Source organism: Nonomuraea solani (assembly GCF_900108335.1).
GTDB classification, from domain to species: Bacteria; Actinomycetota; Actinomycetes; order Streptosporangiales; family Streptosporangiaceae; genus Nonomuraea; species Nonomuraea solani.
This window is the reverse complement of the sequence record NZ_FNVT01000008.1, coordinates 226839-252004: the sequence shown is the minus strand read 5'-3', so window position 1 is coordinate 252004 and position 25166 is coordinate 226839. Positions and strand designations below refer to the sequence as shown.

At 70.8% G+C, this 25166-nt stretch carries 27 protein-coding genes and 3 tRNA genes; 20 read left to right on the top strand and 10 right to left on the bottom strand.

What is annotated here, in order from left to right; translation table 11 throughout:
• Positions 1-18 precede the first annotated feature (18 nt).
• Entirely contained in the window at positions 19-357 is a 339-nt protein-coding gene (locus tag C4V41_RS28765) for an antibiotic biosynthesis monooxygenase family protein (RefSeq protein WP_103959072.1), read from the bottom strand.
• A gap of 127 nt (positions 358-484) precedes the next feature.
• Here C4V41_RS28765 and C4V41_RS28760 point away from each other — a divergent pair, with 127 nt between their 5' ends.
• Positions 485-1261, top strand: a complete 777-nt coding sequence (locus C4V41_RS28760) for a fumarylacetoacetate hydrolase family protein (RefSeq protein WP_103959071.1) — start codon at positions 485-487, stop codon at positions 1259-1261.
• Entirely contained in the window at positions 1254-2627 is a 1374-nt protein-coding gene (gene gltX, locus C4V41_RS28755; protein ID WP_103959070.1) for a glutamate--tRNA ligase, read from the top strand. The genes C4V41_RS28760 and gltX overlap by 8 nt, the downstream gene beginning before the upstream one ends.
• Here gltX and C4V41_RS28750 read toward each other — a convergent pair.
• Positions 2521-3780 carry an MATE family efflux transporter gene (locus C4V41_RS28750; RefSeq protein ID WP_103959069.1) on the bottom strand — a complete coding sequence of 420 codons (1260 nt, stop codon included), beginning with the start codon at positions 3778-3780 and terminating at the stop codon, positions 2521-2523. The two genes, gltX and C4V41_RS28750, sit on opposite strands and share 107 nt — an antisense overlap.
• Before the next feature lie 56 nt (positions 3781-3836).
• Here C4V41_RS28750 and C4V41_RS28745 point away from each other — a divergent pair, with 56 nt between their 5' ends.
• Positions 3837-4382, top strand: a complete 546-nt coding sequence (locus tag C4V41_RS28745; protein WP_103959068.1) for a PadR family transcriptional regulator — start codon at positions 3837-3839, stop codon at positions 4380-4382.
• Between the two features lie 40 nt (positions 4383-4422).
• On the opposite strand, the gene C4V41_RS28740 is transcribed toward C4V41_RS28745, so the two are convergent.
• Positions 4423-6393 (bottom strand): M3 family metallopeptidase, encoded by a 1971-nt coding sequence (locus C4V41_RS28740; RefSeq protein ID WP_103959067.1) that lies wholly within the window; start codon positions 6391-6393, stop codon positions 4423-4425.
• Between the two features lie 166 nt (positions 6394-6559).
• Here C4V41_RS28740 and C4V41_RS28735 point away from each other — a divergent pair.
• A tRNA-Gln gene (locus tag C4V41_RS28735) sits at positions 6560-6631 on the top strand.
• Between the two features lie 37 nt (positions 6632-6668).
• Here the strand turns inward: C4V41_RS28735 and C4V41_RS28730 are convergent.
• Positions 6669-7595, bottom strand: a complete 927-nt coding sequence (locus C4V41_RS28730) for an alpha/beta fold hydrolase (RefSeq protein WP_103959066.1) — start codon at positions 7593-7595, stop codon at positions 6669-6671.
• 110 nt (positions 7596-7705) lie between these two features.
• On the opposite strand from C4V41_RS28730, the gene C4V41_RS28725 reads away from it, so the two are divergent.
• The 5 genes from C4V41_RS28725 to C4V41_RS28705 all read left to right on the top strand — a co-directional run bounded on the left by C4V41_RS28725 (position 7706) and on the right by C4V41_RS28705 (position 10513).
• Positions 7706-9007, top strand: coding sequence for a sensor histidine kinase (locus tag C4V41_RS28725; protein WP_160150417.1), 1302 nt, complete (start codon positions 7706-7708; stop codon positions 9005-9007).
• A 22-nt stretch (positions 9008-9029) separates the two neighbouring features.
• The gene (locus C4V41_RS28720) at positions 9030-9638 is read left to right on the top strand and encodes a response regulator (protein WP_103959064.1); all 609 of its coding nucleotides are present in this window, start codon (positions 9030-9032) and stop codon (positions 9636-9638) included.
• Between the two features lie 48 nt (positions 9639-9686).
• A complete protein-coding gene (locus C4V41_RS28715; RefSeq protein ID WP_103959063.1) occupies positions 9687-10265 on the top strand; it encodes a hypothetical protein in 579 nt (192 codons plus the stop codon).
• 81 nt (positions 10266-10346) lie between these two features.
• A tRNA-Glu gene (locus C4V41_RS28710) sits at positions 10347-10422 on the top strand.
• Between the two features lie 18 nt (positions 10423-10440).
• A tRNA-Glu gene (locus tag C4V41_RS28705) sits at positions 10441-10513 on the top strand.
• A gap of 241 nt (positions 10514-10754) precedes the next feature.
• Here C4V41_RS28705 and C4V41_RS28700 read toward each other — a convergent pair.
• A complete protein-coding gene (locus C4V41_RS28700; RefSeq protein WP_103959062.1) occupies positions 10755-12473 on the bottom strand; it encodes a hypothetical protein in 1719 nt (572 codons plus the stop codon).
• 58 nt (positions 12474-12531) lie between these two features.
• Positions 12532-13248 (bottom strand): IclR family transcriptional regulator, encoded by a 717-nt coding sequence (locus tag C4V41_RS28695; protein WP_020543978.1) that lies wholly within the window; start codon positions 13246-13248, stop codon positions 12532-12534.
• Between the two features lie 62 nt (positions 13249-13310).
• On the opposite strand from C4V41_RS28695, the gene leuC reads away from it, so the two are divergent.
• The 4 genes from leuC to C4V41_RS28675 all read left to right on the top strand — a co-directional run bounded on the left by leuC (position 13311) and on the right by C4V41_RS28675 (position 15926).
• Positions 13311-14696: a 3-isopropylmalate dehydratase large subunit gene (leuC, locus tag C4V41_RS28690; protein WP_103959061.1), complete on the top strand. Its 1386-nt coding sequence runs from the start codon at positions 13311-13313 to the stop codon at positions 14694-14696.
• A gap of 13 nt (positions 14697-14709) precedes the next feature.
• The gene (gene leuD, locus C4V41_RS28685; RefSeq protein WP_103959060.1) at positions 14710-15297 is read left to right on the top strand and encodes a 3-isopropylmalate dehydratase small subunit; all 588 of its coding nucleotides are present in this window, start codon (positions 14710-14712) and stop codon (positions 15295-15297) included.
• Positions 15276-15527: an SCO5555 family protein gene (locus C4V41_RS28680; protein ID WP_103959059.1), complete on the top strand. Its 252-nt coding sequence runs from the start codon at positions 15276-15278 to the stop codon at positions 15525-15527. Before leuD ends, C4V41_RS28680 begins: the two co-directional genes overlap by 22 nt.
• A gap of 99 nt (positions 15528-15626) precedes the next feature.
• Complete coding sequence (locus C4V41_RS28675) at positions 15627-15926, top strand: HU family DNA-binding protein (protein WP_103959058.1); 300 nt, start codon at positions 15627-15629, stop codon at positions 15924-15926.
• A gap of 47 nt (positions 15927-15973) precedes the next feature.
• Here the strand turns inward: C4V41_RS28675 and C4V41_RS28670 are convergent, their stop codons facing one another.
• Positions 15974-16180 carry a hypothetical protein gene (locus C4V41_RS28670; RefSeq protein WP_103959057.1) on the bottom strand — a complete coding sequence of 69 codons (207 nt, stop codon included), beginning with the start codon at positions 16178-16180 and terminating at the stop codon, positions 15974-15976.
• A gap of 54 nt (positions 16181-16234) precedes the next feature.
• On the opposite strand from C4V41_RS28670, the gene C4V41_RS28665 reads away from it, so the two are divergent.
• Positions 16235-16660, top strand: coding sequence for an MFS transporter (locus C4V41_RS28665; RefSeq protein ID WP_103959056.1), 426 nt, complete (start codon positions 16235-16237; stop codon positions 16658-16660).
• Between the two features lie 3 nt (positions 16661-16663).
• Here C4V41_RS28665 and cofC read toward each other — a convergent pair whose 3' ends face one another.
• Positions 16664-17299: a 2-phospho-L-lactate guanylyltransferase gene (gene cofC / locus C4V41_RS28660; protein ID WP_103959055.1), complete on the bottom strand. Its 636-nt coding sequence runs from the start codon at positions 17297-17299 to the stop codon at positions 16664-16666.
• A 188-nt stretch (positions 17300-17487) separates the two neighbouring features.
• Here cofC and C4V41_RS28655 point away from each other — a divergent pair, with 188 nt between their 5' ends.
• From C4V41_RS28655 to C4V41_RS28645, 3 genes are all read left to right on the top strand, one after another.
• Positions 17488-18090, top strand: a complete 603-nt coding sequence (locus tag C4V41_RS28655) for a lysophospholipid acyltransferase family protein (protein ID WP_235030439.1) — start codon at positions 17488-17490, stop codon at positions 18088-18090.
• A 4-nt stretch (positions 18091-18094) separates the two neighbouring features.
• Positions 18095-19105 carry an NAD(P)H-dependent glycerol-3-phosphate dehydrogenase gene (locus tag C4V41_RS28650; protein WP_103959054.1) on the top strand — a complete coding sequence of 337 codons (1011 nt, stop codon included), beginning with the start codon at positions 18095-18097 and terminating at the stop codon, positions 19103-19105.
• A gap of 64 nt (positions 19106-19169) precedes the next feature.
• On the top strand, positions 19170-20264 hold the full coding sequence (locus tag C4V41_RS28645) for a D-alanine--D-alanine ligase family protein (RefSeq protein WP_103959053.1): 1095 nt from the start codon (positions 19170-19172) through the stop codon (positions 20262-20264).
• A gap of 12 nt (positions 20265-20276) precedes the next feature.
• On the opposite strand, the gene C4V41_RS28640 is transcribed toward C4V41_RS28645, so the two are convergent.
• Complete coding sequence (locus C4V41_RS28640) at positions 20277-20696, bottom strand: DUF3515 family protein (protein WP_103959052.1); 420 nt, start codon at positions 20694-20696, stop codon at positions 20277-20279.
• A 13-nt stretch (positions 20697-20709) separates the two neighbouring features.
• Positions 20710-20943 carry an Lrp/AsnC family transcriptional regulator gene (locus C4V41_RS28635; protein WP_103959051.1) on the bottom strand — a complete coding sequence of 78 codons (234 nt, stop codon included), beginning with the start codon at positions 20941-20943 and terminating at the stop codon, positions 20710-20712.
• A 68-nt stretch (positions 20944-21011) separates the two neighbouring features.
• On the opposite strand from C4V41_RS28635, the gene C4V41_RS28630 reads away from it, so the two are divergent.
• The 3 genes from C4V41_RS28630 (at position 21012) to thiD (ending at position 24929) form a co-directional block, all read left to right on the top strand.
• Positions 21012-21959, top strand: a complete 948-nt coding sequence (locus C4V41_RS28630) for a thiamine-phosphate kinase (RefSeq protein ID WP_103959262.1) — start codon at positions 21012-21014, stop codon at positions 21957-21959.
• Between the two features lie 836 nt (positions 21960-22795).
• Positions 22796-24118: a hypothetical protein gene (locus C4V41_RS62040; protein WP_160150416.1), complete on the top strand. Its 1323-nt coding sequence runs from the start codon at positions 22796-22798 to the stop codon at positions 24116-24118.
• Positions 24119-24134: 16 nt separating this feature from the next.
• Entirely contained in the window at positions 24135-24929 is a 795-nt protein-coding gene (gene thiD / locus C4V41_RS28615; RefSeq protein WP_103959049.1) for a bifunctional hydroxymethylpyrimidine kinase/phosphomethylpyrimidine kinase, read from the top strand.
• Positions 24930-25166: the final 237 nt, after the last annotated feature.

The following is a 25166-nucleotide window of genomic DNA, read 5'->3' as shown; positions in this document are numbered from 1 at the left end:
CGGCCCATGGTCCTAGGGCTACGCCTTGGGAGCGGCCGATTCGGCGACCTCGAAGGACCACACCTCGGAGCCCGTGGCCGCCGGTCCCTGGCCGTGCCCGTGACCCTGCGCGCCCTGGGCGGCCTGCGCGTGCCCGCGCTGGAAGGCCTGCCCCTGCTGCCACGTCTGGAAGTCCTCCTCGCTGCGCCAGCGGGTGTAGACGAGGTAGCGATCCGTGCCCTCGACCGGCCGCAGCAGCTCGAACCACTCGAACCCGTCGGCCGACTCCACCATCCCCGCCCGGTTGGCGAAGCGCCGTTCGAGCTCCTCGCGCATCTCGGCGGGCACGCTCAGGACGTTGATCTTCACGACGGACAACGGAGACCCCTCTCGTGTGGAAAGTGCGGGCTCCAGGCTAACGCGGCCACCGCCCGCCCCCCAGGTGCCGTCCACGCCACGCGAGAAATTGGGCGGACCCTTCCGGCGGCGGCGATAGCCTTGGCGGGTGCGTATTGCGAGGTTCTCCACAGGCGAAGGCGTCACGTTCGGCGTGGTCGAGGGCGGTCCCGGTGAGGAGTTCATCTCCGCGATCTCCGGCCACCCGTTCGGACAGGTCCAGTTCACCGGCGAACGTTTCCCGCTGTCCCAGGTGAAGCTGCTGGCCCCGATGCTGCCGAGCAAGGTCGTCGCCATCGGCAGAAACTACGCCGAGCACGCGGCCGAGCTGGGCAACGAGGTGCCCGACGAGCCGCTCATCTTCATGAAGCCGTCCACGACGGTGATCGGCCACGGCGAGCACATCGCCTATCCCACATCGCTGTCCGACCGCGTCGACTACGAGGGCGAGCTGGCCGTGGTGATCGGCAGGCTCTGCCGGGAGGTGCCGGTCGAGCGGGTCAAGGACGTCATCTTCGGCTACACCTGCGCCAACGACGTCACCGCCCGCGACCTGCAGAAGAAGGACGTGCAGTTCACCCGCGCCAAGGGGTTCGACACGTTCTGCCCGCTGGGGCCGTGGATCCAGACCGACCTCGACGCGAGCGATCTGGCGCTGACGACCACGGTCAACGGCGAGATCCGGCAGAGCGGACGCACGAGCCAGCTCGTCAACGACATCCCCGCGCTGGTGGCCTATGTCAGCGCGGTCATGACGCTGATCCCCGGCGATGTCATCCTGACCGGCACCCCGGCGGGCGTCGGCCCGCTCGAGATCGGTGACGAGGTCAGCGTCGGCATCGAAGGCATCGGCACACTCACGAACAAGGTGGTCTCCCGTGACTGACGTACGGGTGCGGTTCGCCCCGTCACCAACCGGCATGTTCCACGTGGGCAGCGCCCGCGCCGCGCTGTTCAACTGGGCGGTCGCCGAACGGTCCGAGGGGCGGTTCATCCTGCGCATCGAGGACACCGATGCCACCCGCAACCGGCCCGAGTGGACCGAGGGCATCATCTCGGCGCTCGACTGGATCGGCATCAACGGCACCAACCCGGTGTTCGAGGGCCCCTACTTCCAGTCGGCCTACGAGCCGCAGCACCGCGAGGCGGTGGCCAAGCTGCTGGCCGACGGCCTGGCCTACTACTGCGACTGCACCCGCGAGCAGGTCCAGGAGCGCACCGGCTCCAAGGAGAAGGGCTACGACGGCCACTGCCGCGAGCGCGGGCTCACCGCGGGCGCGGTCCGCTTCCGCACGCCCGACGACGGCGCCACGGTGGTCAACGACCTGGTGCGCGGCAAGGTGGAGTTCCCGAACAACGCGCAGGAAGACTTCGTGATCGCGCGCAGCGACGGGTCTCCCCTCTACGTGCTGGCCAACGCCGTCGACGACATCACGCAGGGCATCACGCACGTGGCGCGCGGGGAGGAGCACCTGCCCAACGCCGCCCGCCAGGAGCTGCTCTGGCCCGCGCTGGGCGCGACCCCGCCGGTCTGGGCGCACCTGCCGGTGATCGTCAACGAGCAGCGCAAGAAGCTGTCCAAGCGGCGCGACAAGGTGGCGCTGGAGGACTACCGCGCGGAGGGCTACCTTCCCGAGGCCATCGTCAACTACCTCATGCTGCTCGGCTGGGGCCCCGGCGAGGACCGCGAGATCCTGCCGTGGTCGGAGATGGTGCAGCTCTTCCGGTTCGAGGACGTCAACCCGTCCAACGCCTTCTTCGACGAGAAGAAGCTGCGGGCCTTCAACGGCGAATACATCCGGGCGCTGCCGCTGGAGACGTTCGAGGAGCGCTGCGCGCCCTACCTCGACGACTCCTGGGACCGCGAGCTGTTCAGCAAGGTCGCCGAGCTGGCCCAGACCCGCATCTCGGTGCTGTCGGAGATCCGGCAGAACGTCGACTTCCTCTTCCTCGAAGAGCCGGTCTTCGACCAGGCGTCCTGGGACAAGGCGATGAAGAACGCGCCCGAGGAGATCCTGACCGGCTTCCTGGAGCGCGTCGAGTCCGTCAACTGGGACCCCGAGTCGCTCAAGCAGGCTCTGGAGGAGGTCGGCACGGCCCACGGGCTCAAGCTCGGCAAGGCCCAGGCTCCGGTCCGCGTGGCGATCACCGGCCGGACGGTGGGCCTTCCGCTGTTCGAGTCGATCGAGGTGCTGGGCCGCGAGCGGGCTCAAGACCGCCTGCGCGCCGCACTGTCACGCCTGCGAGGCTGACGGCCGCCCCGGCGGCCATCGACAGCCACACCCCGGTCAGGCCGAGCCACGCGCTCAGCACGTACGCGAGGGGCAGTTGCACCGCGAAACCCGCCAGCGTGGCGGCGAGCAGGCGACTGCCCCTTCCGCTCGCCTGGAGCACCCCGCCGGCGGCGATCAGCCCGCCGAAGGGCACCAGGTAGAGCGTCATCCACCGCAGGAACTCCACGGCCACGGCCGGATCGCCGGTGAACAGCCCGGCGACCGGCGCGGCCACCACGTTGAGCACGATCGCGACCGCCGCGCCCGACCCGAGTCCGAGCAGCAGCGGCGACCCGGTGGCCTCGGCCCGGGCGGTACGGATCATCGCGGCCTGCCGTAGCGCGTAGAACGCCATCACCCCGGCCAGCATGATCTTCTGCCCGATCCCGTAGCCGGCCACCGCCGCCGTGCCGTACCCGGCCACGATCTCGACCAGCGCCATCCCCACCAGGGCACGAGCCAGGAAATCTCCGGATATCGGCAGCCCGGCCCTGACCACCTCACCGGTCACCAGGCGCCGGCCCGCCGGGGGCTCCTGGCCGCCCAGCCCGGTCACGGACCGCAGGGCGATCGCGAGCGTGATCGCCCGCGCGACCACCGTGGCCACCGCCGCCCCCTGCACGCCCATGTCGAGTCCGTAGATGAACACCGGGTCCAGCACGATCACCAGCCCGTTGCAGAGGAGCGCGTGGCGCATGGGCGACCTCGTGTCCCCCCGTCCTTTCAGGATCCCGTCCACGACGGTCTGGGCGAAGTAGACGGGCAGCCCGCCCAGCGAGACCAGCAGGAACCCGGCCGTCAGCGCGGGCGCGTCGGTGAACAGCGCCGCCAGCGGCTCACGCAGCAGCACCCCCGGCACGGCGATGGCGGCGGAGAGACCGAGCCACAGCAGCCGGCCCGTCCTGATCACAGGCCCCAGCGGCTCTCGCCCGTCGCGCCGCCCGACCAGCACGGTGACGCCCGTCGGCACGGCCAGGAACAGCCCGTACGCCAGGTATTCGACCGTCGTGCCCACCGTGACCGCCGCGATCGCCGCCTCGCCGAGGCCGGAGACCCAGAGCAGGTCGATCACGCCCACCGCGACCACGGCGGTGAGCAACTCCACGTAGATGGGCAGGGCCAGCCGGATCATGACAATACCTCGTTTCGATATATATCGTTTAGAGGTATAGCGTTACGATGCACCCCATGGCAAGCGGCGGTGACCTGACCCTCACCATCCTGGGATTCCTCAACGAGAGCCCGATGCACGGCTACGAGCTCAAGTCCCGCCTCGCCGCCCTGACCGGCCACCTGCGCCCGGTCAGCGACGGCGCGCTCTACCCGGCGATCTCCAGGCTGGAGGCGAAGGGCCTGCTCGAACGGCACGAGGAGGAGGGGGCGGCGGCCGCGCGCAGGCAGGTGCTGACGATCACCGCCGGCGGTCGCGAGGAGCTGCTACGCCGCCTGCGCGACCCGGCCGACCTCGACATCAGCGACCAGGCCCGGTTCTTCGCGCTCCTGGCGTTCCTGTCGGCGCTGCCCGACCCGGCCGACCAGGCGGCGGTGCTCGGTCGCAGGCTGGCCTTCCTGGAGGCGCCCGCGAGCTTCTTCCACGAGGGCGGCCGGCCGGTGCGGATCAAGGACGAGCCCGACCCGTACCGGCGCGGCATGCTCGTGGTCGCCCGGGCGTCGAGCCGGGCCGAGAAAGAATGGCTCCACCAGAGAATCGAGGAACTGAACGTCCCGCGATAGTCCACGTTCGCGCAGTGGGCCACCGAGCAGGCTGGAGACTTCAGATGAGGCCGCGCCGGGCGAGCAGCGGCTGGATGCTCGCCTCACGCCCCCGGAAGTTGCGGAAGGCGGTCAGCGGGTCGAGGCTGCCGCCGAGCGAGAGCAGCTCCCGCCGGAAGTGGTCACCGTTCGCCCTGGTGAGCCCGCCGTTCTCCTTGAACCACTCCACGCTCTCCGCGTCGAGCACCTCGCTCCAGATGTAGGAGTAGTAGCCGGCGCTGTAGCCGCCCGCGAAGATGTGCTGGAAGTAGTTGGTCCGGTAACGCGGCCTGACCGGCGGGAAGGCGATCTGGGCGGCCTCCAGCGCGGTGGCCTCGAACGCCTCGGGGTCGCTCACCGTCTCCCCGGGCGCCAGCTTGTGCCAGGACCAGTCGAGCAGCGTCGCGGCCAGATATTCGACGGTCTTGAAGCCCTGGTTGAACTTCTCGGCCGCCTGCAGCTTCTCCACCAGCTCGGCCGGCATCGGCTCGCCGGTCTCGTGGTGCTTGGCGTAGTTGGCCAGCACCTCGGGCCAGGTCACCCACATCTCGTTGACCTGCGACGGGTATTCGACGAAGTCACGCGGCACGCTGGTGCCGGACACGCGCGGGTAGCGCACCTGCGAGAACAGCCCGTGCAGCGCGTGGCCGAACTCGTGGAAGGCCGTGTTCACCTCGTCGTACGTCAGCAGCGTCGGCCCCGAGGCGGGCTTGGTGACGTTGAGGTTGTTCATCACGACCGGCCGCAGCGCGAACAGGAACGACTGGTCGACCAGGTTGTTCATCCACGCGCCGCCGCGCTTGCCCGCCCTGGCGTAGGGGTCGAGCACGAACAGCCCGAGCCGGGTCTCGTCCTCGTTGAACACCTCGAACACGGTCACGTCAGGGTGATATCCACCCAGATCGGGCCGCTCGGCGAAGGTGACGCCGTACAGCTTGGTGGCCGCGAAGAACACGCCGTCGCGGAAGACCCGGTTCAGCTCGAAGTACGGCCGCATCGCCGCGCCGTCGAAGTCGTAGCGGGCCTGCCGCACCTTCTCCGAGTAGTACGACCAGTCCCACGGCTCGATCGCGAACCCGGCCTGCTCGGCGAGCGCCTCGGCCTCCTTCTTCGCGTTGCGCACGGCGGGGCCGACGAGCTGGCCGAGCATCTCCTCGACCGCCTCGACGCTCTTGGCCGTCTGGTCGGCCACCGAGTAGGCGGCGTGGCTGGGGAACCCGAGCAGCGCCGCCCGCTCGGCCCGCAGCGCCGCCATCCTGGCCGCGCGCTCGAAGTTGCCCGGCGCCCGGCCCACGCTCAGCTCGTAGAGGCGGCGGCGTACGTCGCGGTCCGTGAGCTGCGCCAAGGCCGGCTGGGCGGTGTAGTTGAGCAGCGGCAGGACGTATGTGCCGTCGTCCTGGCGCAGCGAGTCGACCCTGGCCGCGTCGAGGCCGTCGAGCTCCTTCGGGTCGTGCACCACCAGCGCCGACTCGGTGGACGCCTTCAGCAGGCTCTGCGCGAACTCCGTCGAGAGCTTCGACAGCTCCTCGTTGAGCGCGCGCAGCCGGTCCTGCTCCGGCTCCGACAGGTCGGCGCCCGCCCTGATGAAGTCGTCCCGGTACTTCTCCAGCAGCCAGGACTCCTCGGGGCCCTCCGCGGTGACCTGCTTGATCCGGGCCCACAGCGCCCGGTTGAGCCGGATCGCGTCGTTGTGCCTGGTGAGCTGGGGAGAGATCTGTTTCTCGATCTCCATGACGCCGTCGCTCGAATTGGACGAGGCGATGCTGAAGAAGACCGTGGCCGTGCGGTCGAGGACCCGCCCCGACCGCTCGAGTCCGGCGATCGTGTTGTCGAACGTCGGCGGCTCGGTGCTGTTCGCGATCGCGTCGACCTCGGCCAGTTGCACGGCCATGCCGCGCTCGAACGCGGGCAGGTAGTGCTCCTCGCGGACGTCGGCGAAAGGCGGCAGCTCGTATGGCAGCTCGCTAGGGGCGAAGAACGGATTCTCGGCCAACGGTTGGGCTCCTCCACGTGGTGTTTTGTCCTCTTCAGCTTGGCACGGCCGGACGCCTGCCGGGGGTGGTGGAGGACCGGTTCGGCAATCGTTTTGGTCTTAGCCCCCGAGCTGGGCTATTCTTTCGGACGTCGCCAAGCGCACTCCGCGAAGGAGTCCAGGGCGGTGGGGTATGGTGTAATTGGCAGCACGACTGATTCTGGTTCAGTTAGTCTAGGTTCGAGTCCTGGTACCCCAGCATTGAGCGGATATCTCCCCCGGAGATGTCCGTTTTTTCATTTCGCCAGCCGGTGCAGAATTTCCGTGATCCGCGCATAGGCCTTGGCCGTCGGCGCGTGCGACGCCTCCACCGTGAAGACCCTGAACTTGTTGCCCGGCGTGGCCGCGTCCGCCTCCCTGATCATCCGGTCCTGCAGCGCGATCGGGAGCACCATGTCGCGCGAATGCCTGATGTACACCCGCGGCACCCGCCCCCACGCCTGCGCGCGCCCCCGGGCGTCGGCGCTCGACACCTGCAGGCTCTCGTCCGGCAGCAGCGAGTTCAGCATGGCGAGCAGCTCTCCGTCGGTCCCGTCGGCCATGTACGCCGCCTTGGCCGCCTTGAGGAACTTCTCGTCGTTCGTCCGCCAGTTGACCCGGATCGCCTTGAGCACCCGGGGGTCGCCGACCAGGCCCGACACGATGCTGGTCGCCAGGCTCGCCTTCCCCTCCGGGGTCTCCAGGTACGCGGCCGGCGAACTCAGCTTCGTACAGCAGTAGGCGGCGTCGTAGACCAGCAGATCGACCAGATCAGGCACGGCGTCGGCCACCTTCGTGATCGTCGATCCGCCCAGACTGCCGCCCACCAGGATCACCGGGCCGTGCTCGGCCGCGCGGCGCACGGCCTTCTCGGTGGCCTCGACATAGTCGTCCAGCGTCACGCCGGACACGGGGGAGGGGATCGTGGCCAGCTTCGCCAGGTCCTGCGGCGCCTGGTAGGCGCGGTGGAACTGCTCCTCGGGCCCGTGCCCCGGCAGGCCCACGCCCAGGGCGCGGTGGCCGCGCAACGTCAGCTCCGGATCGGCCGTGGCCACCCCGTTCGAGCCGGTCACGAAGAGGAAGGTGGTCACCTCCTTCCGCTTGGCGGCGAACGAGGTGGTGGCGGCCCCGGCGCCTGCGACGGCGGCGAGCTGGAAGGCGGTTCTGCGGGTCGGTTCGTTCATGCCTCGATGTTCGCCGAGGTCACGAAGGCGGCACATCGCCCGCCCGGCTGGAGATCCGGTCGATGGCGGGCATCCACCGATCGGTTGATGTCCGTGCCAGGCTTGGCTTCATGAGCTGGATCGACGGCCGCGAGCGCTGGGTCTTCGCGGCGTACGCGTACGGGCTGCTCGCGATCTCCTCGACGGCGGCCACGATCACCGGCACCCCGGCCTCCACCGGCCCGGCCGCGCCCCAGCCGGATGTGCCCAGCCCGGACCTGTCCTGGTCGGACATGTCATGGCCGGACGTGCCGTGGCCCGCGCTCGCCCTGGCCGCCGCCCTCTGGCTGGCGCCCGTCCCATGGCTGTACCCGCGCCGCGACACGCGCCGGGCGCTCGTCATCGGCCACTACCTGGCCCTGCTGGCCCTCGCCACGGCGCTGGCCGTTCAGAGCACCGCCTTCGTGGTGTTCGCCTCGGTCGGCTACCCGCTGGCCATCGCCATGCTCCCGGCCCGGCTGGTCATGGCCGGCGTGACCCTCACCGCCGTCGCCAGTGTGGCCTCCCAGGCGGGCCCGGGAGCCCAGGCCACCCTGTTCAGCGTGATCGCCGGCGTCGCCGGCCCCCTGGTCCTGGCCGGCTGGTACGTCGCCGCCGAACACGACAAACGCCGCCGCCTGGTCGAACGACTGCGCGCCGCCATGGACGAGAACGCCGACCTGCACGCCAGACTCCTCGACCAGGCCAGGAACGCCGGCGTCCAGGACGAACGACACCGCATGGCCGGCGAGATCCACGACACGCTGGCCCAGGACCTGGTCGCCCTGATCGGCCAACTCGACGCCGCCACCCGCACGGCCCAGCACGATGCCCAGCACGATGCCCAACGCGATGCCCAACGTGATCCCCGGAACGAACCTCTTCGGCTCCATCTCGACCGGGCGGCCGAGCTGGCCCGTCGTGGGCTGTCCGAGGTCCGCAGGTCGGTGCACGCGCTGCGCCCCGAACCCCTGGAGGACGCGCGGCTGCCGGAGGCGCTCGGCCGGATGGCCCGCTCCTGGGCCGACGCCGCGGGCGTGGACCTCCGGGTCGAGATCACCGGCACGCCCGTCGCACTGTCGGCCGACGTGGAGACCGCCCTGTTCCGGGTCGCCCAAGAGGCCCTGGCCAACGTCGCCAAACACGCCAGAGCCACCAGGACGGCCCTGACTCTCTCGTACACGGACGAAACCATCCTCCTCGACGTCCGAGACGACGGAACCGGTTTCGCCCCGCAGAAGCCCGCTGACGGCTTCGGGCTGGACGGCATGCGGCAACGGGTACGCGGCCTCGGCGGCACCCTGGACATCGAGTCGGCCCCCGGCCACGGCACGGCCATCGCCGCGGCCGTACCCGCGGTCCCGGCGGACGGCGGCGATCATGAGAGGCTGTGACCACGCCGACAGGGAGGGACCGATGCGGCTCCTGATCGCCGACGATCACCCGATCGTGCGCGACGGCCTGCGCGCGGCCCTCAGCGGCGAGCCCGGCCTGGAGGTCGTCGGCGAGGCGGCCGACGGGGAGGAGGCCGTGCGCCTGGCCGCCGAGCTCCGGCCCGACGTCATCCTCATGGACCTGCGCATGCCCGGCCTCGACGGGATGAGCGCCATCCGCCGCCTGCGCGGCACCGGGCCCCGGGTGCTGGTGCTGACCACGTTCGACACCGACGTCCTGCCCGCGCTGGAGGCGGGCGCCAGCGGCTACCTGCTGAAGGACGCCCCGGCGGAGGAACTGATCCGCGCCGTCCACGCCACCCACCGGGGCGAGACCGTCCTCGCCCCCGCCGTCGCCGGCCGCCTGGCCGAACACCTGCGCAGGCCCGCCAGAGGGCGGCTGAGCAAGCGCGAGCTGGAGGTGCTGCGCCTGGTGGCGGGGGGAGCGACCAACAGGCAGGCGGCGGCCGAGCTGTTCATCAGCGAGGCCAGCGTCAAGACGCACCTGCTGCACATCTACGCCAAACTCGACGTCCGCGACCGCGCCGCCGCCGTCGGCGAGGCCTACCGCCGCGGCCTCCTCGCCGAATGACCCCGCCCTGTGCTGATCTGGGCCATCGGGTAGAGTCCGGCCCCACTCATGGCTGAATTTCGTATTCGCGCGGGCACCTTCCCGCGCTTCCTCGCCCCGTTCATCGCCCCGCTCGTCCTGTTCTTCGCCGTCTGCCTCCTGCTCGGCGCGATCTTCACCGGCAGCACCCCGGGCGGCATCGCCGTCGGCGCGCTCGCGACCGCGGCCCTCGTCGCCGTGCTCGCCGCCAAATACCGCCGTCTGACCACCGGCACCGTCGCCCGCTTCTCCGCCGACGGCGTCGAGCTGACCGACTCGCACGGCTTCCGCGTCAATCTCCGCTGGCCCGACATCACCAGGATCGACGTCGTGGACACCCAGCTCGCCAATCCCCGCCGCGTCGGCCGTCCCGGCGGGGCGCGGGCGGGAGTGCGGCCGCTCCGCTCCGCCGGCCTCATCGGCTGGGGCGAGCGCGTCGTGCCGCCCAGGATTCCCGGCTGGATGCGGGAGCGCCTGTCCCGCGTCCCCGTCGACCCCGCCTCGGGGAGGCCGGAGGTGTCGATCCCGCTCGGGGAGTTCGATCCGCTGTGGGAACGCGGCCCGATGGGCGACTGGGTACGCCGCCACAGGCCCGATCTGATGGGCTGATAAGCGGTTTGGTGTGGTCTTCCGGGTGCGGTAGAGTTACCTGCGTTGCCGGGGAGGCCCGGCAAAACAGCTTGTGGACAGGGTCCCGTCGTCTAGTGGCCCAGGACGCCGCCCTCTCAAGGCGGTAGCGCCGGTTCGAATCCGGTCGGGACTACCACTGCCACAAGCTCGCGAAGGTCCCGTCGTCTAGTGGCCCAGGACGCCGCCCTCTCAAGGCGGTAGCGCCGGTTCGAATCCGGTCGGGACTACGTCTTCACCCATCGCTCCGGAGCTCACCGCCCGGAGCGTTTCGCTTTTCCGCCCCGAAACACGGCCCACGTAGCGCACGTAACGGCGCCCGGCCGGTGAACCGGAGGAGCGTTTCCCTGGACGGGGCCCGGCCCCGGTCGGCGGGTGGGGCCGGCCGCCTGTGAACGTAAAAGAGCGAAAGCCCGGCACCGTAGCGAAAAGAGAAGCCCCCGCCGAGCAGCGGCGGGGGCTTCCGTGGAGTCAGGCCGATCCGGCCGAACGGGCCTTGAACAGCGCCCGGCGGGCCGTCTTCGCGATCTGCTTGTCCGGGTGGACCTGCGAGATCAGATCCAGCAGCTCCTCCACATGCGCGTGCGGGATCTTCCAGATCACTTCCAGCAGGCTGTTCACCATGTCCGGCCCGATGTCGCGCAGGCTGCTCACGAACTCCGAACGCCCCAGCCCCGCCGAGATCGTCCACATGTCCAGGATCAGCCAGTGCGTGTCGTCCTGCGTGGGCTCCGGCGCGCCCTCGATGCCGAGCTGGCTCAGATGCGTGGCCGCGTACGGCCGCAGCGACGGCTGTTTGAGCGCCGCCTGCCAGGCCGGCGTGGCGGCGTCGCCCAGCGTGCCGACCACGCTCGCCGCCTGCACCCTGATCAGCGCGTCGCTCTCGTCTTCGGCCGCCGCCTCCAGCAGCTCCTCGGCCGCCTTGGCGGGCTCGCGGAGTCGCATCCAGGCCGCGAACTCCGCGTCGGCCTCCTCCTCGGGCAGCTCGGCGCTCAGCGCCAGCAGCTCGTGAGCGCTCATGGATTCGATCGCGGGCCTGGCGTCCACCTCGATGTCGGCGTCGTCGACCAGGTGGACGACGCCCTCGGTGCCGAGCGGCGTGAGGCTCAGGGTGCGGCCCTGGACCTCGACCATGCCGTAGCCGATCAGCCAGTCGATCGCGGGCGCCAGCGGGTCGCCCGCCGCCTCCCACGCGTCGCCGCCCAGCTCGTCGAGGTCGGCGGCCGCCTCGGACAGCTCCCGCGCCAGCTCGTCGAGATCGCGCGAGCCGCCCGCCAGCAGCAGCCGGACCAGCAGGCCCCGCGTCAGGCCCGCCAGGGCCATCGTGAGGTCCTCGTCGTCCAGCTCCGGGTCGCCGTAGTCGACCGAGTGCAGCCCGAGCATCCAGGCGTCGAGCACGTCCTCGTCGTCGTCGAACGGCCACTCCGCCGTGTCGTCCTGGACCGCCACCGTGCTGCCGTCGCCCGGTTCGAGGAACTCCAGGTCGACGGCCAGGTTCCAGATGTTCCACAACTGGGGTACGGCCTCGGCGATGGGACCGTCGGTCTCCGGCCTGGGCAGCCCGGTCGCGGTCAGCGCCTCCTCGACCTCGGCGTCGGTGAGCAGTGTGTCCTCGCCCACCCGCCGGCCCGAGCCCACCCACACGGCCAGGTCGCGCGCCTTGGCGATGAGCGGCACCTCGCGGGCGGCCGTGGCCAGCTCGGTGTCCGGCCGCAGCCGGATCGTGTCGAGCTCGGCCAGCTCGTCGGCGAACTGTTCGAAGTCGCCCAGGTCGCCGGTCTCATCCTCCTCGTCGTCGCCCTCGGAATCTTCGAGGAGTTCCTCCATGAGGTCGACGAACTCGTCCTCGACGTCGTCGAGTTCGGCCTGCAGATCGGCGAGGGAGTCGGAGCCCTGCGCCAGCCTGCCCGTCTGGGAGAGGAACGTCAGGTACGCGTCCACGGCCGGGAGCATCCCGTCCGCGGCGGCGTCGGGATCCTCCACGACCTTGGGCATGCGGTCGAGCAGCAGGTTGCGCAGGTCGGCACGCTTCCACGTGCCGAGATCCTGCGAGAAGGCGAGACGGTGCCACAGTGCGGCGGGCCCCACGAGCTCGGGGTCACTTCCGGGCGCGTTCGAACGCGCCCACAGGATGAACTCTTCGAGCAGGGGTCGCAGCTCAGTGGCGGCTACCTCGATGCGATCTGTCACGCACTCAGGCTAGTGCGCCGACGCGGCACTCGGCTCCCCAAATACATCCTTTTGCTGATCATGACGTGCGACGCATCGCCTCCGTGATGCGTTCCGCGGCCGCCATCACGGGTACGGCGTGGAGCCGCCCGGGGGCCCGCGTCAGCCGTTCGATGGGCCCGGAGACGGACACGGCCGCGATCACCTTGCCACCACTGCCCCTTATCGGCGCGGAGACGCTGGCCACCCCCTGCTCGCGTTCGCCCACGCTGTGCGCCCAGCCCCGGCGCCGCACCGACGCCAGGGTGGCGGCGGTGAACTTGGCGCCGCGCAACCCGCGGTGCAGCCGGTCGGGCTCCTCCCACGCCAGCAGGATCTGCGCCGCGGACCCCGCCGTCATCGGCAGCGCCGAACCGACGGGCACCGTGTCGCGCAAGCCGCTCGCCCGCTCCGCCGCCGCCACACAGACGCGCTCGTCGCCCTGGCGGCGGTAGAGTTGCGCACTCTCCCCGGTCAGGTCCCTCAACTGCATCAGGACGGGCGAGGCCACCGCCAGCAGCCGGTCCTCGCCGGCCGCGGTGGACAACTCGGACAGCCGTGGGCCCAAGACGAACCTGCCCTGTGTGTCGCGACTCACGATGCGGTGGTGCTCGAGAGCGACGGCAAGCCGGTGGGCAGTGGGTCGGGCCAGGCCGGTGGCCTGAACGAGCTGCGCCAGTGAAGCGGGTCCCGCTTCCAGCGCATTGAGTACCAGAACTGCCTTGTCCAGTACTCCGACTCCGCTAGAGTTGTCCATACACCGATACTGCAGTCTCGACATATGAGAAAGCAAGTCGGAGGAATCTCAAGGAGGAGATCATGGGCCGCACACTGGCCGAGAAGGTCTGGGAGCAACACGTAGTCCGGCGCGCCGAGGGCGAACCGGACCTGCTCTACATCGACCTGCACCTCATCCACGAGGTGACCAGCCCGCAGGCGTTCGACGGGCTCCGTCTCGCCGGCCGGAAGGTTCGGCGGCCCGACCTCACGATCGCGACCGAGGACCACAACGTCCCGACCGTGCTCGGCCCGATCTCCGACCCCGTGTCCAAGACGCAGGTCGAGACCCTCCGCAAGAACGCCGCCGAGTTCGGCATCAGGCTCCATCCGATGGGCGACGCCGGCCAGGGCGTGGTCCACATCATCGGCCCGCAGTTCGGCCTGACCCAGCCGGGCATGACGATCGTCTGCGGCGACTCCCACACCTCGACGCACGGCGCGTTCGGCGGCATCGCGTTCGGCATCGGCACCTCCGAGGTCGAGCACGTGCTGGCCACGCAGACGCTGCCCGCGTACCGGCCGAAGACGATGGCCATCGAGGTCTCCGGCGAGCTGCCCGCGGGCGTCACGGCCAAGGACCTGATCCTGGCGATCATCGCCAAGATCGGCACCGGCGGCGGCCAGGGCTACATCGTCGAATACCGTGGCGAGGCCGTGCGCAAGCTCTCCATGGAGGGCCGCATGACGGTCTGCAACATGTCGATCGAGGCGGGCGCCCGCGCCGGCATGATCGCGCCGGACGAGACCACGTTCGACTACCTGAAAGGCCGCCCGCACGCGCCGGAGGGCGAGGCGTGGGACCAGGCCGTCGAATACTGGAAGTCGCTGCGCAGCGACGACGACGCCGTGTTCGACAAGGTCGTGGAGATCGACGCCACGACCTTGACGCCGTTCGTGACGTGGGGCACCAACCCGGGCCAGGGCCTGCCGCTGGGCGAGACCGTCCCCGCCCCCGACTCCTTCGCCGACCCGGTCGAGCGCTCGGCCGCCGAGCGCGCCCTGGAGTACATGGGCCTGACCGCCGGCACGCCGCTGCGTGAGATCGAGGTGGACACCGTCTTCGTCGGCTCGTGCACCAACGGCCGCATCGAGGACCTGCGCTCGGCCGCCGAGATCCTGCGCGGCCGCCACGTCAAGACCCGCACGCTGATCGTGCCCGGCTCGATGCTGGTCAAGCTGCAGGCCGAGCAGGAGGGCCTGCACGAGGTGTTCAAGGCCGCGGGCGCCGAGTGGCGCGAGGCCGGCTGCTCGATGTGCCTGGGCATGAACCCCGACACCCTCGCGCCCGGCGAGCGCAGCGCCTCCACCTCCAACCGCAACTTCGAGGGCCGCCAGGGCAAGGGTGGCCGCACCCACCTGGTGTCGCCGCAGGTCGCCGCCGCGACCGCCGTCACCGGCCGCCTGACCGCCCCCGCAGACCTGTAAGGACACGAAACCGATGGACGCCTTCACCACCCACACCGGTACGGCGGTGCCGCTGCGCCGCAGCAACGTCGACACCGACCAGATCATCCCGGCCGTCTGGCTCAAGCAGGTCAGCCGCACCGGCTTCGAGAAGGGCCTGTTCGCCGCCTGGCGCGAGGACCCGACCTTCGTCCTCAACGACCCCTCCTACGAGGGCGGCTCGATCCTCGTCTCGGGTCCCGACTTCGGCACCGGCTCCTCCCGCGAGCACGCCGTATGGGCACTGCAGCAGTACGGCTTCCGCGTCGTGATCGCCGCCCGCTTCGGCGACATCTTCCGCAACAACTCCACCAAGATGGGCCTGCTCCCGGTCATCCTGCCCGGCGACGAGGTCGAGGCCCTGCAGGCCGCCGTCGAGGCCGACCCGAAGCTGGAGATCACCGTCGACCTGGCCGAACGCCAGGTCCGCTGGGCCGGCGAGACCGTCGCGTTCGAGATCGACGACTACACCCGCTGGCGGCTCATGGAGGGGCTCGACGACATCGGGCTGACCCTGCGTCACGCCGAGGATGTGGCCACGTACGAGAATGGTCGGCAGCCATGGCTGCCGACGACCGTCTAGAAGACGACGAACTGGCGCGGCGGTTGCGCGAGGCGCACCGCCGCGTCCGCCTGCTGCCCGCCACCGGAGACGCCGGCGAGAAGGAACGCGTCGCGCGCCGCTACCTCGCCATCTGCGATCTGGCCAAGCGGGATCCCGAAAGGGCGGCCGTCCGGCTGGAGGCGTTTCTGGAGGCCCTTGACCGGCCGCTCGACACGCCACGCGAGGGCGAAAACACGCACGGTGATTGAGTTCCCCCGCGATCCCGCCTACTTTCAAGCGCGTAAGGGGTTTCTACGTCGAAGTCGTGAGCTGGAACCCCGAGCCGTAACTGGGGGAGCAGGACTTTCATGAACAAGCGAGAACTCGTCGACGCCATCGCGGATCGGGTGGGCGACAGGAAGACGGGCACCGAGGCCGTAAATGCGGTCATCGAGGCCATCCAGAAGGCCGTCGCCGCCGGCGACAAGGTCTCGATCACAGGCTTCGGGGCGTTCGAGATGGTGCACAAGCCCGCCCGCACCGCCCGCAATCCGTCGACCGGCGCGGAAATCAACGTCGCGGAGAGCTGGGCGCCCAAGTTCCGGCCCGGTTCCGATTTCAAGGACCTGGTCAACGAGGGCGGCAAGAAAATAGGTAAGAAGAAGTAAATCCAGCGGACCAGCACGCCCGGGCCACGGCCCGGGCGTTCCGCATTTCAGGCGTCCGGCACGGGAAAGGTGGACAAGGTGATGTAGGTGATTTCCCCGCCGGACGCCACGAGATTGACCCGCTGACCCGAACGCAGCAGCCGCAGCGGGCCGGCGTCGAAGGCGGAGGTGCCGAACGCGAGGACGCTTCCGTCGTCGAGAAAGACGGTGCCCGAGCGCGTGGTCTCGTCGAAGCTGCGTACGGTCGCCTGCACGCGACCAGAGTAATCGGTTGCCGGCCGGCGCGGCGAGCACGCAGGATCACCGGCATGGGCCCGCGGGGCGATTTCCGGCGCTTCGTCTGGGCGAACGGCGTCACCCAGATCGGCACCCAGGTCACGATCGTCGCCCTGCCGCTGACCGCCGTGCTCACGCTGCACGCCGGCGCCCTCCAGCTCGGCCTGCTGTCCGCCGTCCAGACGGCCGCGTTCCTAGTGGTGGGGCTGCCCGCCGGGGTCTGGGTGGACCGGTGGCGGCGCCGTCCGATCCTGGTCTGGTCCGACCTGGTCAGGGGCGTGGCGCTGCTGAGCGTCCCGGCCGCCGCCTGGCAGGGGGCGCTGGGCCTGCCCCACCTGTACGCGGTCGCGCTGGTGCTGGGCGTGGGCAGCGTGTTCTTCGACATCGCCCAGATGAGCCTCGGCCTGTCCTACCTCGCCGTCGTCACCGCCCCCGCCATCAAGAGAACGACCGGATGAGGGTCAGGCGTCCGGCCACAGTTCGCGTACGACCGCCGCCGTGTGCGCGCCCAGCCCCAGCGCGATGGCCGCGCGCAGGTCGTCGGGCGTGTCCACGTCGCGCCTGACCGAGTCGATCCCCGGCACGCACAGCTCCTTCGCCCCACCGGCCAGGTGTTTGGCCCGCGACTCCCCGCCGAACCGCGGCGCGAACGGGACCCCCGGCCGTACCCCGTAAAAGGTCGTCCCCACGTCGAGCGCGTCCGGCACGAACGACTGGTCGAACTCGGCCGCGGCCGCCAGCGCCAGCCCCAGCTCGGCCGGCCGCAGCGCGGGCAGGTCGGCCTGCAGCGCCCCCACCGCGTCGCCGGGCGCCAGTCGCGTGGCGTGCGCGGCACCCGTACGCAGGGCGGTGTTCAGCCCGCGATCGGGGTCGGGCACCACGTCGGCGCCCAGCGCGCCCAGCGGCCCCGCGGCGGCGGGGTCGGCCGTGACCACGATCACCCGCGCGACCAGCGGGCAGCCCAGCGCCGCCGCCACCGTGTCACTCGCCACGGCGACGGCCAGCCTGGTGCGGTGCGGGCCCGTCGCGGCGGCCAGCCGCGTCTTCGCCGCGACCAGCGTCTTCACCGGAATGACCAGTGACCAGCGGTTGCTCATAGGCTTAAGCATCGCGCCTCGACATCCCAAGCGGCCAACCGGGAGACTTGGGGCGCAGCCCGCACCTGCTGGAGGAGACCATGAGCCGCCCCACGCGACCATCGCGTTTCTGGGAAACCCTGGCAGTAGTCATCGTGAAACCCCTGTCGCGGCTCCTGGTCAAGAGAGATTGGCGCAACGGGGATCGCATGCCCCGCACCGGCGGCGTGATCATCGCCGCCAACCATCTCTCCTGGGCCGACCCCATCCTGCTCACGCACTTCCTCTACAACAACGGCCGCTGGCCGGTCATTCTCGCCAAGTCCGCGCTGTTCAAGGTGCCCCTCCTGGGCAAGGCCGTGCGGGGGCTGCTGGCCATCCCCGTCGACCGCGACAGCAGCGAGGCCGCCAGGTCGCTGCGCGTCTCGGCGGAGCGGCTCGACGACGGCTGCGCGATCCTGTTCTACCCGGAGGGCACGTGCACCCGCGATCCAGGACTGTGGCCCATGGTGGGCAAGACGGGCGTGGCGCGGCTGGCGCTGGAGAGCGGCGCGCGGGTGATCCCGGTGGCACACTGGGGGGCTCAGGAGCTGCTGCCGTACGGAGAGAAGAAGCCCAGGCTGTTCCCCCGCAAGACGTTCCACGTGACCGTGGGGCCGCCGGTGGACCTGTCGAAATACGCGGGCAAGTCACCGCACGCCGACGTGCTGCGCGAGGCGACGGCCGACATCATGGCGGCGATCACCGCTCAGCTCGCCGAGCTCCGGGGCGAGAGGGCCCCGGAGACTCCCTACGATCCCGCTGGACGGTGATGGCATGACGAAGGTTGCCGTATTCGGTACGGGCATGTGGGGCACCACGTTCGCCATGATCCTGGCGGAGGCGGGCAACGAGGTCACGCTGTGGGGGCGCAGGCCGGAGCTGGTCGAGGCGATCGACCGCGACCACGTCAATCCCGACTACCTGCCCGACCTGCGACTTCCGGCCACGATGCGGGCCACGACCGACCCCGAGCGGGCGCTCCACGGGGCCGACTTCGTGGTGCTGGCCGTGCCGTCGCAGCAACTGCGGCCCAACCTGGCCGCCTGGCGCCCGTACATCCCCAAGGACGCCGTCCTGGTCAGCCTCATGAAGGGCGTCGAGCTGGGCACGACCAAACGGATGAGCGAGGTGATCCGCGAGGTGGCCGAGGTGCCCGAGGAGCGCGTCGCGGTCGTCTCCGGCCCCAACCTGGCCAAGGAGATCGCCCAGCGCCAGCCCGCCGCCACCGTGGTGGCCTGCACCGACGAGTCGGTCGCCGAGCGGCTCCAGGCGATCTGCCACCTGCCGCCGTGGTTCCGCCCGTACACCAACCCCGACGTGGTCGGGGTCGAGCTCGGCGGCGCCGTCAAGAACGTGATCGCGCTGGCCGTGGGTGTCTCCGCGGGCATGGGCATGGGCGACAACGTCAGCGCCATGCTCATCACCAGGGGGCTGGCCGAGATCTCCCGGCTGGGCGCCGCGCTCGGGGCCGACCCGCACACGTTCGCGGGGCTCGCCGGCATGGGCGACCTCGTGGCCACGTGTACGTCACCGCTGTCCCGCAACCGTACCTTCGGCGAGAACCTCGGCAGGGGCATGACCCTGGAGGAGGTCGTGGCCGCCACCAGGCAGACCGCCGAGGGCGTGAAATCCTGCGAGTCCGTCCTTGAGCTGGCCAGAAAGCACGACGTGGAGATGCCGATCACCGAGGTCGTCGTCGGGGTCGTCCACGACGGGGTGTCACCGGCCGAGGCGGGCATGTTGCTCATGTCCCGTTCCCCCAAACCGGAGCGTTACGGGCTGTGAGAATGACCCGGCTCCGGCGTGCTCGGCTCGCTGTGACCCGGACACCCCGGTAGATTCGGACACCATGAGCAAGCCACGCGTCGCCGTCGTTTTCGGAGGCCGCAATTCCGAGCATGCCGTGTCCCTGATGGGCGCGGGCAGCGTTCTGGATGCGATCGACAGGAGCAAGTACGAGGTGATCCCCATCGGGATCGCCCAGGACGGCAGGTGGGTGCTGGCCGCTTCCGACCAGCGGTACGCCATCGAGGCCGGCGAGCTGCCGGTCGTCGACACCACGGGAGCGGCGCTGGCGCTGCCCTCCGGCGGCAACGCGCTGGTGGCCTACGACCCCGGCAGCATCCCGGTGGAGCTGGGCGAGGTCGACGTGGTGTTCCCCGTGATGCACGGGCCGTTCGCCGAGGACGGCACCATCCAGGGGCTGCTGGAGATGGCCGGCGTGCGTTACGTCGGCTCCGGCGTGCTGGCCAGCGCCGTCGGCATGGACAAGGCCCACATGAAGACCGTCATGGCCGCCGAGGGGCTGCCGACGGGCCGCTACGTGGTCGTACGCGACCGCGACTGGCGGCTCAACCGCGACCGCGTGCTCAAGGAGGCCGGGGAGCTCGGCTACCCGGTGTTCGTCAAGCCGGCCAGGGCGGGCTCGTCGCAGGGCATCTCCAAGGCCACGGACCAGTCGGAGCTGGAGGCGGCCGTCGAGTTCGCCAGGCAGCACGACCCCAAGGTGCTCATCGAGGCCGCGATCGCCGGCCGCGAGATCGAGTGCGCGGTCCTGCAGTCGCCGGGCGACGAGCCGGCCGTCGCGTCGCTGCCCGGCGAGGTGCGGGTCGAGGGCGGCCAGGACTTCTTCGACTTCGAGGCGAAGTACTACCCCGACCAGATGTCGCTCACCGTGCCCGCCGACATCCCCGAGGAGACGGCCGAGGAGCTGCGGGCGATGGCCGTGCGCGCGTTCGACGCCCTCGACTGCGAGGGGCTCGCGCGGGTGGACTTCTTCTACACGCCCGACGGCAAGCTGGTCTTCAACGAGATCAACACCATGCCCGGCTTCACGTCGCTGTCGGTGGCGCCGCAGCTCTGGGCGGCCTCGGGGGTGTCCTATCCGGCGCTGGTCGACCGGCTCGTCCAGCTCGCCCTGTCGCGGTCGCCCGGCCTTCGATGAGGGGCCCGTGCGTCACCCGATCTGGGCGACCGGCTTCGACAGGTCGGCGAGCACCTCGGCGGCGACGTGCTCGCCGCCTACCGTGACCTCCACGTACGCGGTGTCGGTGACGGCGGTGAACAACGCGGGCTTTTCCGGATCGGCGAACCAGCCCACGCCGCTGATCTCCTGGAGCCGGTCGGTGGGCGCCATCCTGGCGGGCCGGGGCACGCCGCAGCGCACCGCGATGGTGCCCGCACCCCAGATGGCGACATATGGCGACTCGGGCGTGGATGTGCTGCGCTCGTCACCGTCCAGCGTCCTGGGCAGCAGGGTGGCGAGCTTGTCGCAGGCCGCCACCGCCTCGCCCTGCGGAACGGGCGGTTCGACCTGGATGGTGCCGCCGCAACCGGCGAGGCCAAGGAGAACGAGCAGGACGGCGGCGGCACGCATGCGACGACTACCTTCAAATATGGACGATCGGACACGTCAGCGTACGGGTGATGCCCTCCACCGCCTGAATCTGGGCCACGACGAGCTTGCCCAGCTCATCGACGTTGTTGGCCTCAGCGCGCACGATGACGTCGTAGGGCCCCGTCACGTCTTCGGCCTGCGTGACCCCGGGAATCCCGGCGATCTCACGGGCCACGGCGGCGGCCTTGCCGACCTCGGTCTGGATAAGGATGTAGGCCTGCACCATAACGTCCTCCCGGGCGATTGGATCACGCCGAATGGCCACCGTACCCTGTGTGCGTCAGGAGGTGCGTCATCACAGTCGGAGATCTCGGCGAATTCGGTGTGGTAAGTCGGATTACCGGACGTCTGCCCCAGGGTGCGGCGGTAATCCTCGGTCCGGGTGATGACGCCGCCATCCTCAGCGCGCCCGACGGGCGCGTGGTGGTCTCGACGGACCTGCTGCTCGAAGGCCGGCATTTCCGCCGCGACTGGTCCAGCGGCTACGACGTGGGCCGCAAGGCCGCGGCTCAGAACCTGGCCGACGTGGCCGCCATGGGCGCGACGCCGACGTCCATCGTGGTGGGGCTCGGCATCCCGGCCGACCTGCCCCTGGAGTGGCTCGACACGCTGACCGACGGGTTCGCCGACGAGTGCGCGGCGGTCGGGGCGAGCGTGGCCGGGGGTGACATCACCCGCTGCGACCTGGTCGTCATCGGGGTGACCGCGCTGGGCGACCTCGGTGGCCGGGCGCCGGTGCGGCGCTGTTTCGCCAGGCCGGGGCATGTGGTGGCGGTGGCGGGCCGGCTCGGCTACTCCGCCGCCGGCTGGGCGCTGCTGGAGGCCGGCGCGCCGGTGGACTCCGCGCCGCTGCGCGCGGCCGTGGAGGGGCATCGCAGGCCCTGTCCTCCGTACGCGTCCGGGCCGCAGGCGGCCGAGCTGGGCGCGAGCGCGATGCTGGACGTGAGCGACGGCCTGCTGCAGGACCTGGGTCACATCGCCGAGGACAGCGGCGTACGGATCGAGCTGGATCCCCAGGCGTTCGCGGTGGCGGAGCCGGTGGCGGCGGCGGCCAAGGAACTCGGGGCCGATCCGCTGGAGTGGGTGCTCACGGGTGGCGAGGATCACGCTCTGGCGGCGACATTTCCGGCGGGGGTACGGTTGCCGGCGCCGTGGCAGATCGTCGGCCGGGTGGTCGAGGGTGACGGGGTCATGGTGTATGGGCGTGAAATTGGGCAACGCGGGTGGGATCACTTTGGGTGATGAGTTGTCCCGATTTAAGTGATATTTTCCCGATTTGGGGTACGACTAGCGGGATTGCTGTGACAGCGGTGTAGTAAAGGTGTTATGAAGATTGGCGGCCACTGTAACCGGAAGAAAGGGCAGCCATGGGCCGCCACGGCACAGGTGGATCCGATGACGGGGATGAACGGGGGAACGGTAGCGCTTTCTGGGGACCTGACGAGCAGGCAGAGCCGCCAGGCTGGCCCTCGCTGCCCGATCAGCCCGAGGTGACAGGCCAGTGGGCTCCCATGCCACGGCGTACCGACGGGCCGCAGCCGCGTGCCCCGCGATCGGAGCCGTACGAGGTCACCGGGGCCTTCGCGCTGCCCAACGACTCCGCCACCGGCTTCCCACCGGCCAATGACCCCGCGGGTGCCTTCACGCCACCGCCGGGGCGGAGAGGTGAGGAGGCGGCTCCGTTCGAGACGACGGGCGCCTTCGCCCGCCCGCCCGAGTGGGACCCTTCGCCCGGCTCGGGCCCCTTTGACGGCCCTGGCCCTGCCAGTGGCCCCTTCAACGGTCCACCCGACCAGACGGCCGTCTTCGGCGGCCCTGGCGGCATGCCCGGCCCCGGTGGTCCTGGCGGCCCCGGTGGCATGCCCGGTCCCGGTGGTCCCGGTGGGCCTGGCGGTATGCCGGGTCCTGGTGGTCCTGGTGGCATGCCCGGTCCCGGTGGCCCCGGCGGCATGTCCGGCCCTGGCGGGCCTGGTGGGCCTGGCGGGATGCCAGGCCCAGGCAGGACGCTCGGCCCGGATGGGCGGCCGACGCCTGACGCGCCGGGTGGCCTGGGACAGCCGGGTCCCTTCGATGGCCCGTTGAACCAGACCGCCTTCTTCGACCGGCCGGACTCCTTCGACGACGCCGGCGGGTTCGACGGACCTGGGGATCGCCCGGGAGCCTTCAACGGACCTGGGGATCGTCCAGGAGCCTTCAACGGGCCGGCCGACCGTCCGGGACCTTTCGATGGACCGGGACCTTTCGATCGTCCTGGACCCGGACCGGGTGACCGTCCTGGGCCTTTCGACGGACCGGGGCCCTTCGACGGGTCCGGGCCGTTCGGCGTACAGGGCGATTCTCGTGAGCCCTTCGACGGGCCCTCGGACCGTACCGCCAGATTCGACGCGCCCGCCGGACCGCCGGAGCCGGGCGACATCAAGGTGGCCGGCGAGCCGACGGCCGTTCAGCAGGCCCCGGCCTGGGCGAACGCCGAGACCGGCTTCCTCGACTCCGGCTGGTCGTCCGACACCGACGCCGACGAGCCCAAGGGCCGTCGCGGCCGCCGCAAGGGCGGGCGTGGCGGCGGTGGCGGAGACGACGACGTGCTCGCCGCGCCCGTGGGCGGCGGCAAGGGCCGCGTCGCGCTGCTCTCGGTCGCGGCCGTGGCCGTCGTCTTGGGCGGCACCGTGGCGGGCGTCAAGTTCATGAGCTCGTCGGGCGAAGCCGCCAAGTGCCAAGGTACGTCCTGCGCCGCCGTACAGGCTCCCAGCTCCCAGCAGGCCCCCGATCCCTCGGAGGAGCCCGTCGAGGAGGAGTCGGAGGCCGCGCCGGAGGAGGAGCCGACGGAGGAGGAGAAGACCGAGCCCTCGGTGACTCCGACGCCCACGGCCTCGTACAGCGTGCGGACCCCGCGCCGCACCACCTCGGCCACGCCGACGCCCACCAGGACCAAGGTGAAGGCGTCCGCGAAGCCGACGAAGGAGCCGACGGACGAGCCGCTGGCCGAAGAGGAGGTCACGGAGTCGCCGAGCCCGGAGGCGTCGACCATCGACGACTCCGACACCGGCGTCCCGCCGACGGTCATCCCCGACCCCACCGGCACGTTAGAGTCGGGCCCCAGCGGGGGCTCGGTGAACGTCCAGCAGAAGATCACGCAGCGCCTGACCACCTACAAGGCCGACTTGCAGCTCTCGAACACCTCCCAGCAGGAGCTGGCGAGTCCGACGATCTCCGTGCCGGTCGACGGCAAGGTGATGGACGTGGACGGCGCCGAATGGACCCAGGACGGCGACCTGCTGATCCTGGACCTGTCGGAGTCGCTGGCGGCCGGGGGGTCGGTCGACGTCTCGTTCACGGCCACCGGGCAGGGCTCCAAGGCGCAGAACTGCGGGCTGGTCAGCGGGGAGTGCGCCGTCAGCTGAGTGGTTGGATGGGGGCATGACGGTTTCGACCCCTCCACGCGTGCTCACCGTCGCCGGCTCCGACTCCGGCGGCGGTGCGGGCATCCAGGCCGACCTGAAGACCATGCTGGCCATGGGCGTCCATGGCATGAGCGTGATCGCCGCCGTCACGGCGCAAAACTCGCTCGGCGTCCAGGGCTACTGGGAGCTGCCGCCCGAGGCCGTGCGGGCGCAGCTCGACTCCGTGCTCGGCGACATCGGGGCACAGGCGGTGAAGACCGGCATGCTGGCCTCGCCCGCGCTGGTGGAGACGGTCGCCGAGGTGCTCGCCGGTTACGCCGCGCCCCTGGTCGTGGACCCGGTCGGGGTGTCCAAGCACGGCGATTCGCTGCTGGCGCCCGAGGCCGTGGAGACGATGCGGACGCGGCTGCTGCCCGTGGCCACCGTGGTGACGCCGAACCTGTGGGAGGTCGAGCAGCTCACCTCGGTGAAGGTGGAGGACGAGAGCGGGCTCAGGAGGGCGGCGGATGCCGTCCTGGAGCTGGGGCCCAGGTGGGCGCTGATCAAGGGCGGCCACCTGCCCGGGGCGCCGATCGACCTGCTCACGGACGGCACCAACGAATACCGCTACGCCGCCGAACGCCTGGACAACCGGCACACCCACGGCACCGGCTGCACCCTGGCCTCCGCGATCGCCTCCCGCCTGGCGCTGGGCGATGACGTACCGGCGGCGGTGGGCGGCGCCAAGGACTATGTGACGGGCGCGATCGCCCGCGGCTTCCCCCTGGGCGGCGGCATCGGCCCAGTGGACCACGCCTGGCGCTGGCGCTGATCCCGCCCCTCCCCGCCGCTGACCCCAAAGCGGCCCCCATTGGTGCGATTCCGACACCGATCCCCTGAGACGCCCTCTGAGGCCCCGGAAGGCGGGCTCCATGAGGGCTGCGAGGCCGAAACGGAGGGACCTCGGGGCCGGCGGGGCCTCAGGAGGCGAAGGCCCTTGAGGACCGAGCCGGGCAGGCCGAGCCGGGCAGCAAGGTCTCCAAGATGGCGTAAGCCCGTCACTCCGGGT

Coding starts and splice junctions, on each gene's coding strand:
- leuC (WP_103959061.1), top strand. CDS start 13,311: ATGGGCCGCACACTGGCCGAGAAGGTCTGGGAGCAACACGTAGTCCGG.
- thiD (WP_103959049.1), top strand. CDS start 24,135: ATGACGGTTTCGACCCCTCCACGCGTGCTCACCGTCGCCGGCTCCGAC.
- leuD (WP_103959060.1), top strand. CDS start 14,710: ATGGACGCCTTCACCACCCACACCGGTACGGCGGTGCCGCTGCGCCGC.
- C4V41_RS28725 (WP_160150417.1), top strand. CDS start 7,706: ATGAGCTGGATCGACGGCCGCGAGCGCTGGGTCTTCGCGGCGTACGCG.
- C4V41_RS28640 (WP_103959052.1), bottom strand. CDS start 20,696: ATGCGTGCCGCCGCCGTCCTGCTCGTTCTCCTTGGCCTCGCCGGTTGC.
- C4V41_RS28720 (WP_103959064.1), top strand. CDS start 9,030: ATGCGGCTCCTGATCGCCGACGATCACCCGATCGTGCGCGACGGCCTG.
- C4V41_RS28635 (WP_103959051.1), bottom strand. CDS start 20,943: ATGGTGCAGGCCTACATCCTTATCCAGACCGAGGTCGGCAAGGCCGCC.
- C4V41_RS28715 (WP_103959063.1), top strand. CDS start 9,687: ATGGCTGAATTTCGTATTCGCGCGGGCACCTTCCCGCGCTTCCTCGCC.
- C4V41_RS28730 (WP_103959066.1), bottom strand. CDS start 7,595: ATGAACGAACCGACCCGCAGAACCGCCTTCCAGCTCGCCGCCGTCGCA.
- C4V41_RS28695 (WP_020543978.1), bottom strand. CDS start 13,248: ATGGACAACTCTAGCGGAGTCGGAGTACTGGACAAGGCAGTTCTGGTA.
- C4V41_RS28655 (WP_235030439.1), top strand. CDS start 17,488: ATGCCCCGCACCGGCGGCGTGATCATCGCCGCCAACCATCTCTCCTGG.
- C4V41_RS28750 (WP_103959069.1), bottom strand. CDS start 3,780: ATGATCCGGCTGGCCCTGCCCATCTACGTGGAGTTGCTCACCGCCGTG.
- C4V41_RS28645 (WP_103959053.1), top strand. CDS start 19,170: ATGAGCAAGCCACGCGTCGCCGTCGTTTTCGGAGGCCGCAATTCCGAG.
- C4V41_RS28665 (WP_103959056.1), top strand. CDS start 16,235: ATGGGCCCGCGGGGCGATTTCCGGCGCTTCGTCTGGGCGAACGGCGTC.
- C4V41_RS28650 (WP_103959054.1), top strand. CDS start 18,095: ATGACGAAGGTTGCCGTATTCGGTACGGGCATGTGGGGCACCACGTTC.
- cofC (WP_103959055.1), bottom strand. CDS start 17,299: ATGAGCAACCGCTGGTCACTGGTCATTCCGGTGAAGACGCTGGTCGCG.
- C4V41_RS28745 (WP_103959068.1), top strand. CDS start 3,837: ATGGCAAGCGGCGGTGACCTGACCCTCACCATCCTGGGATTCCTCAAC.
- C4V41_RS28675 (WP_103959058.1), top strand. CDS start 15,627: ATGAACAAGCGAGAACTCGTCGACGCCATCGCGGATCGGGTGGGCGAC.
- C4V41_RS28680 (WP_103959059.1), top strand. CDS start 15,276: ATGGCTGCCGACGACCGTCTAGAAGACGACGAACTGGCGCGGCGGTTG.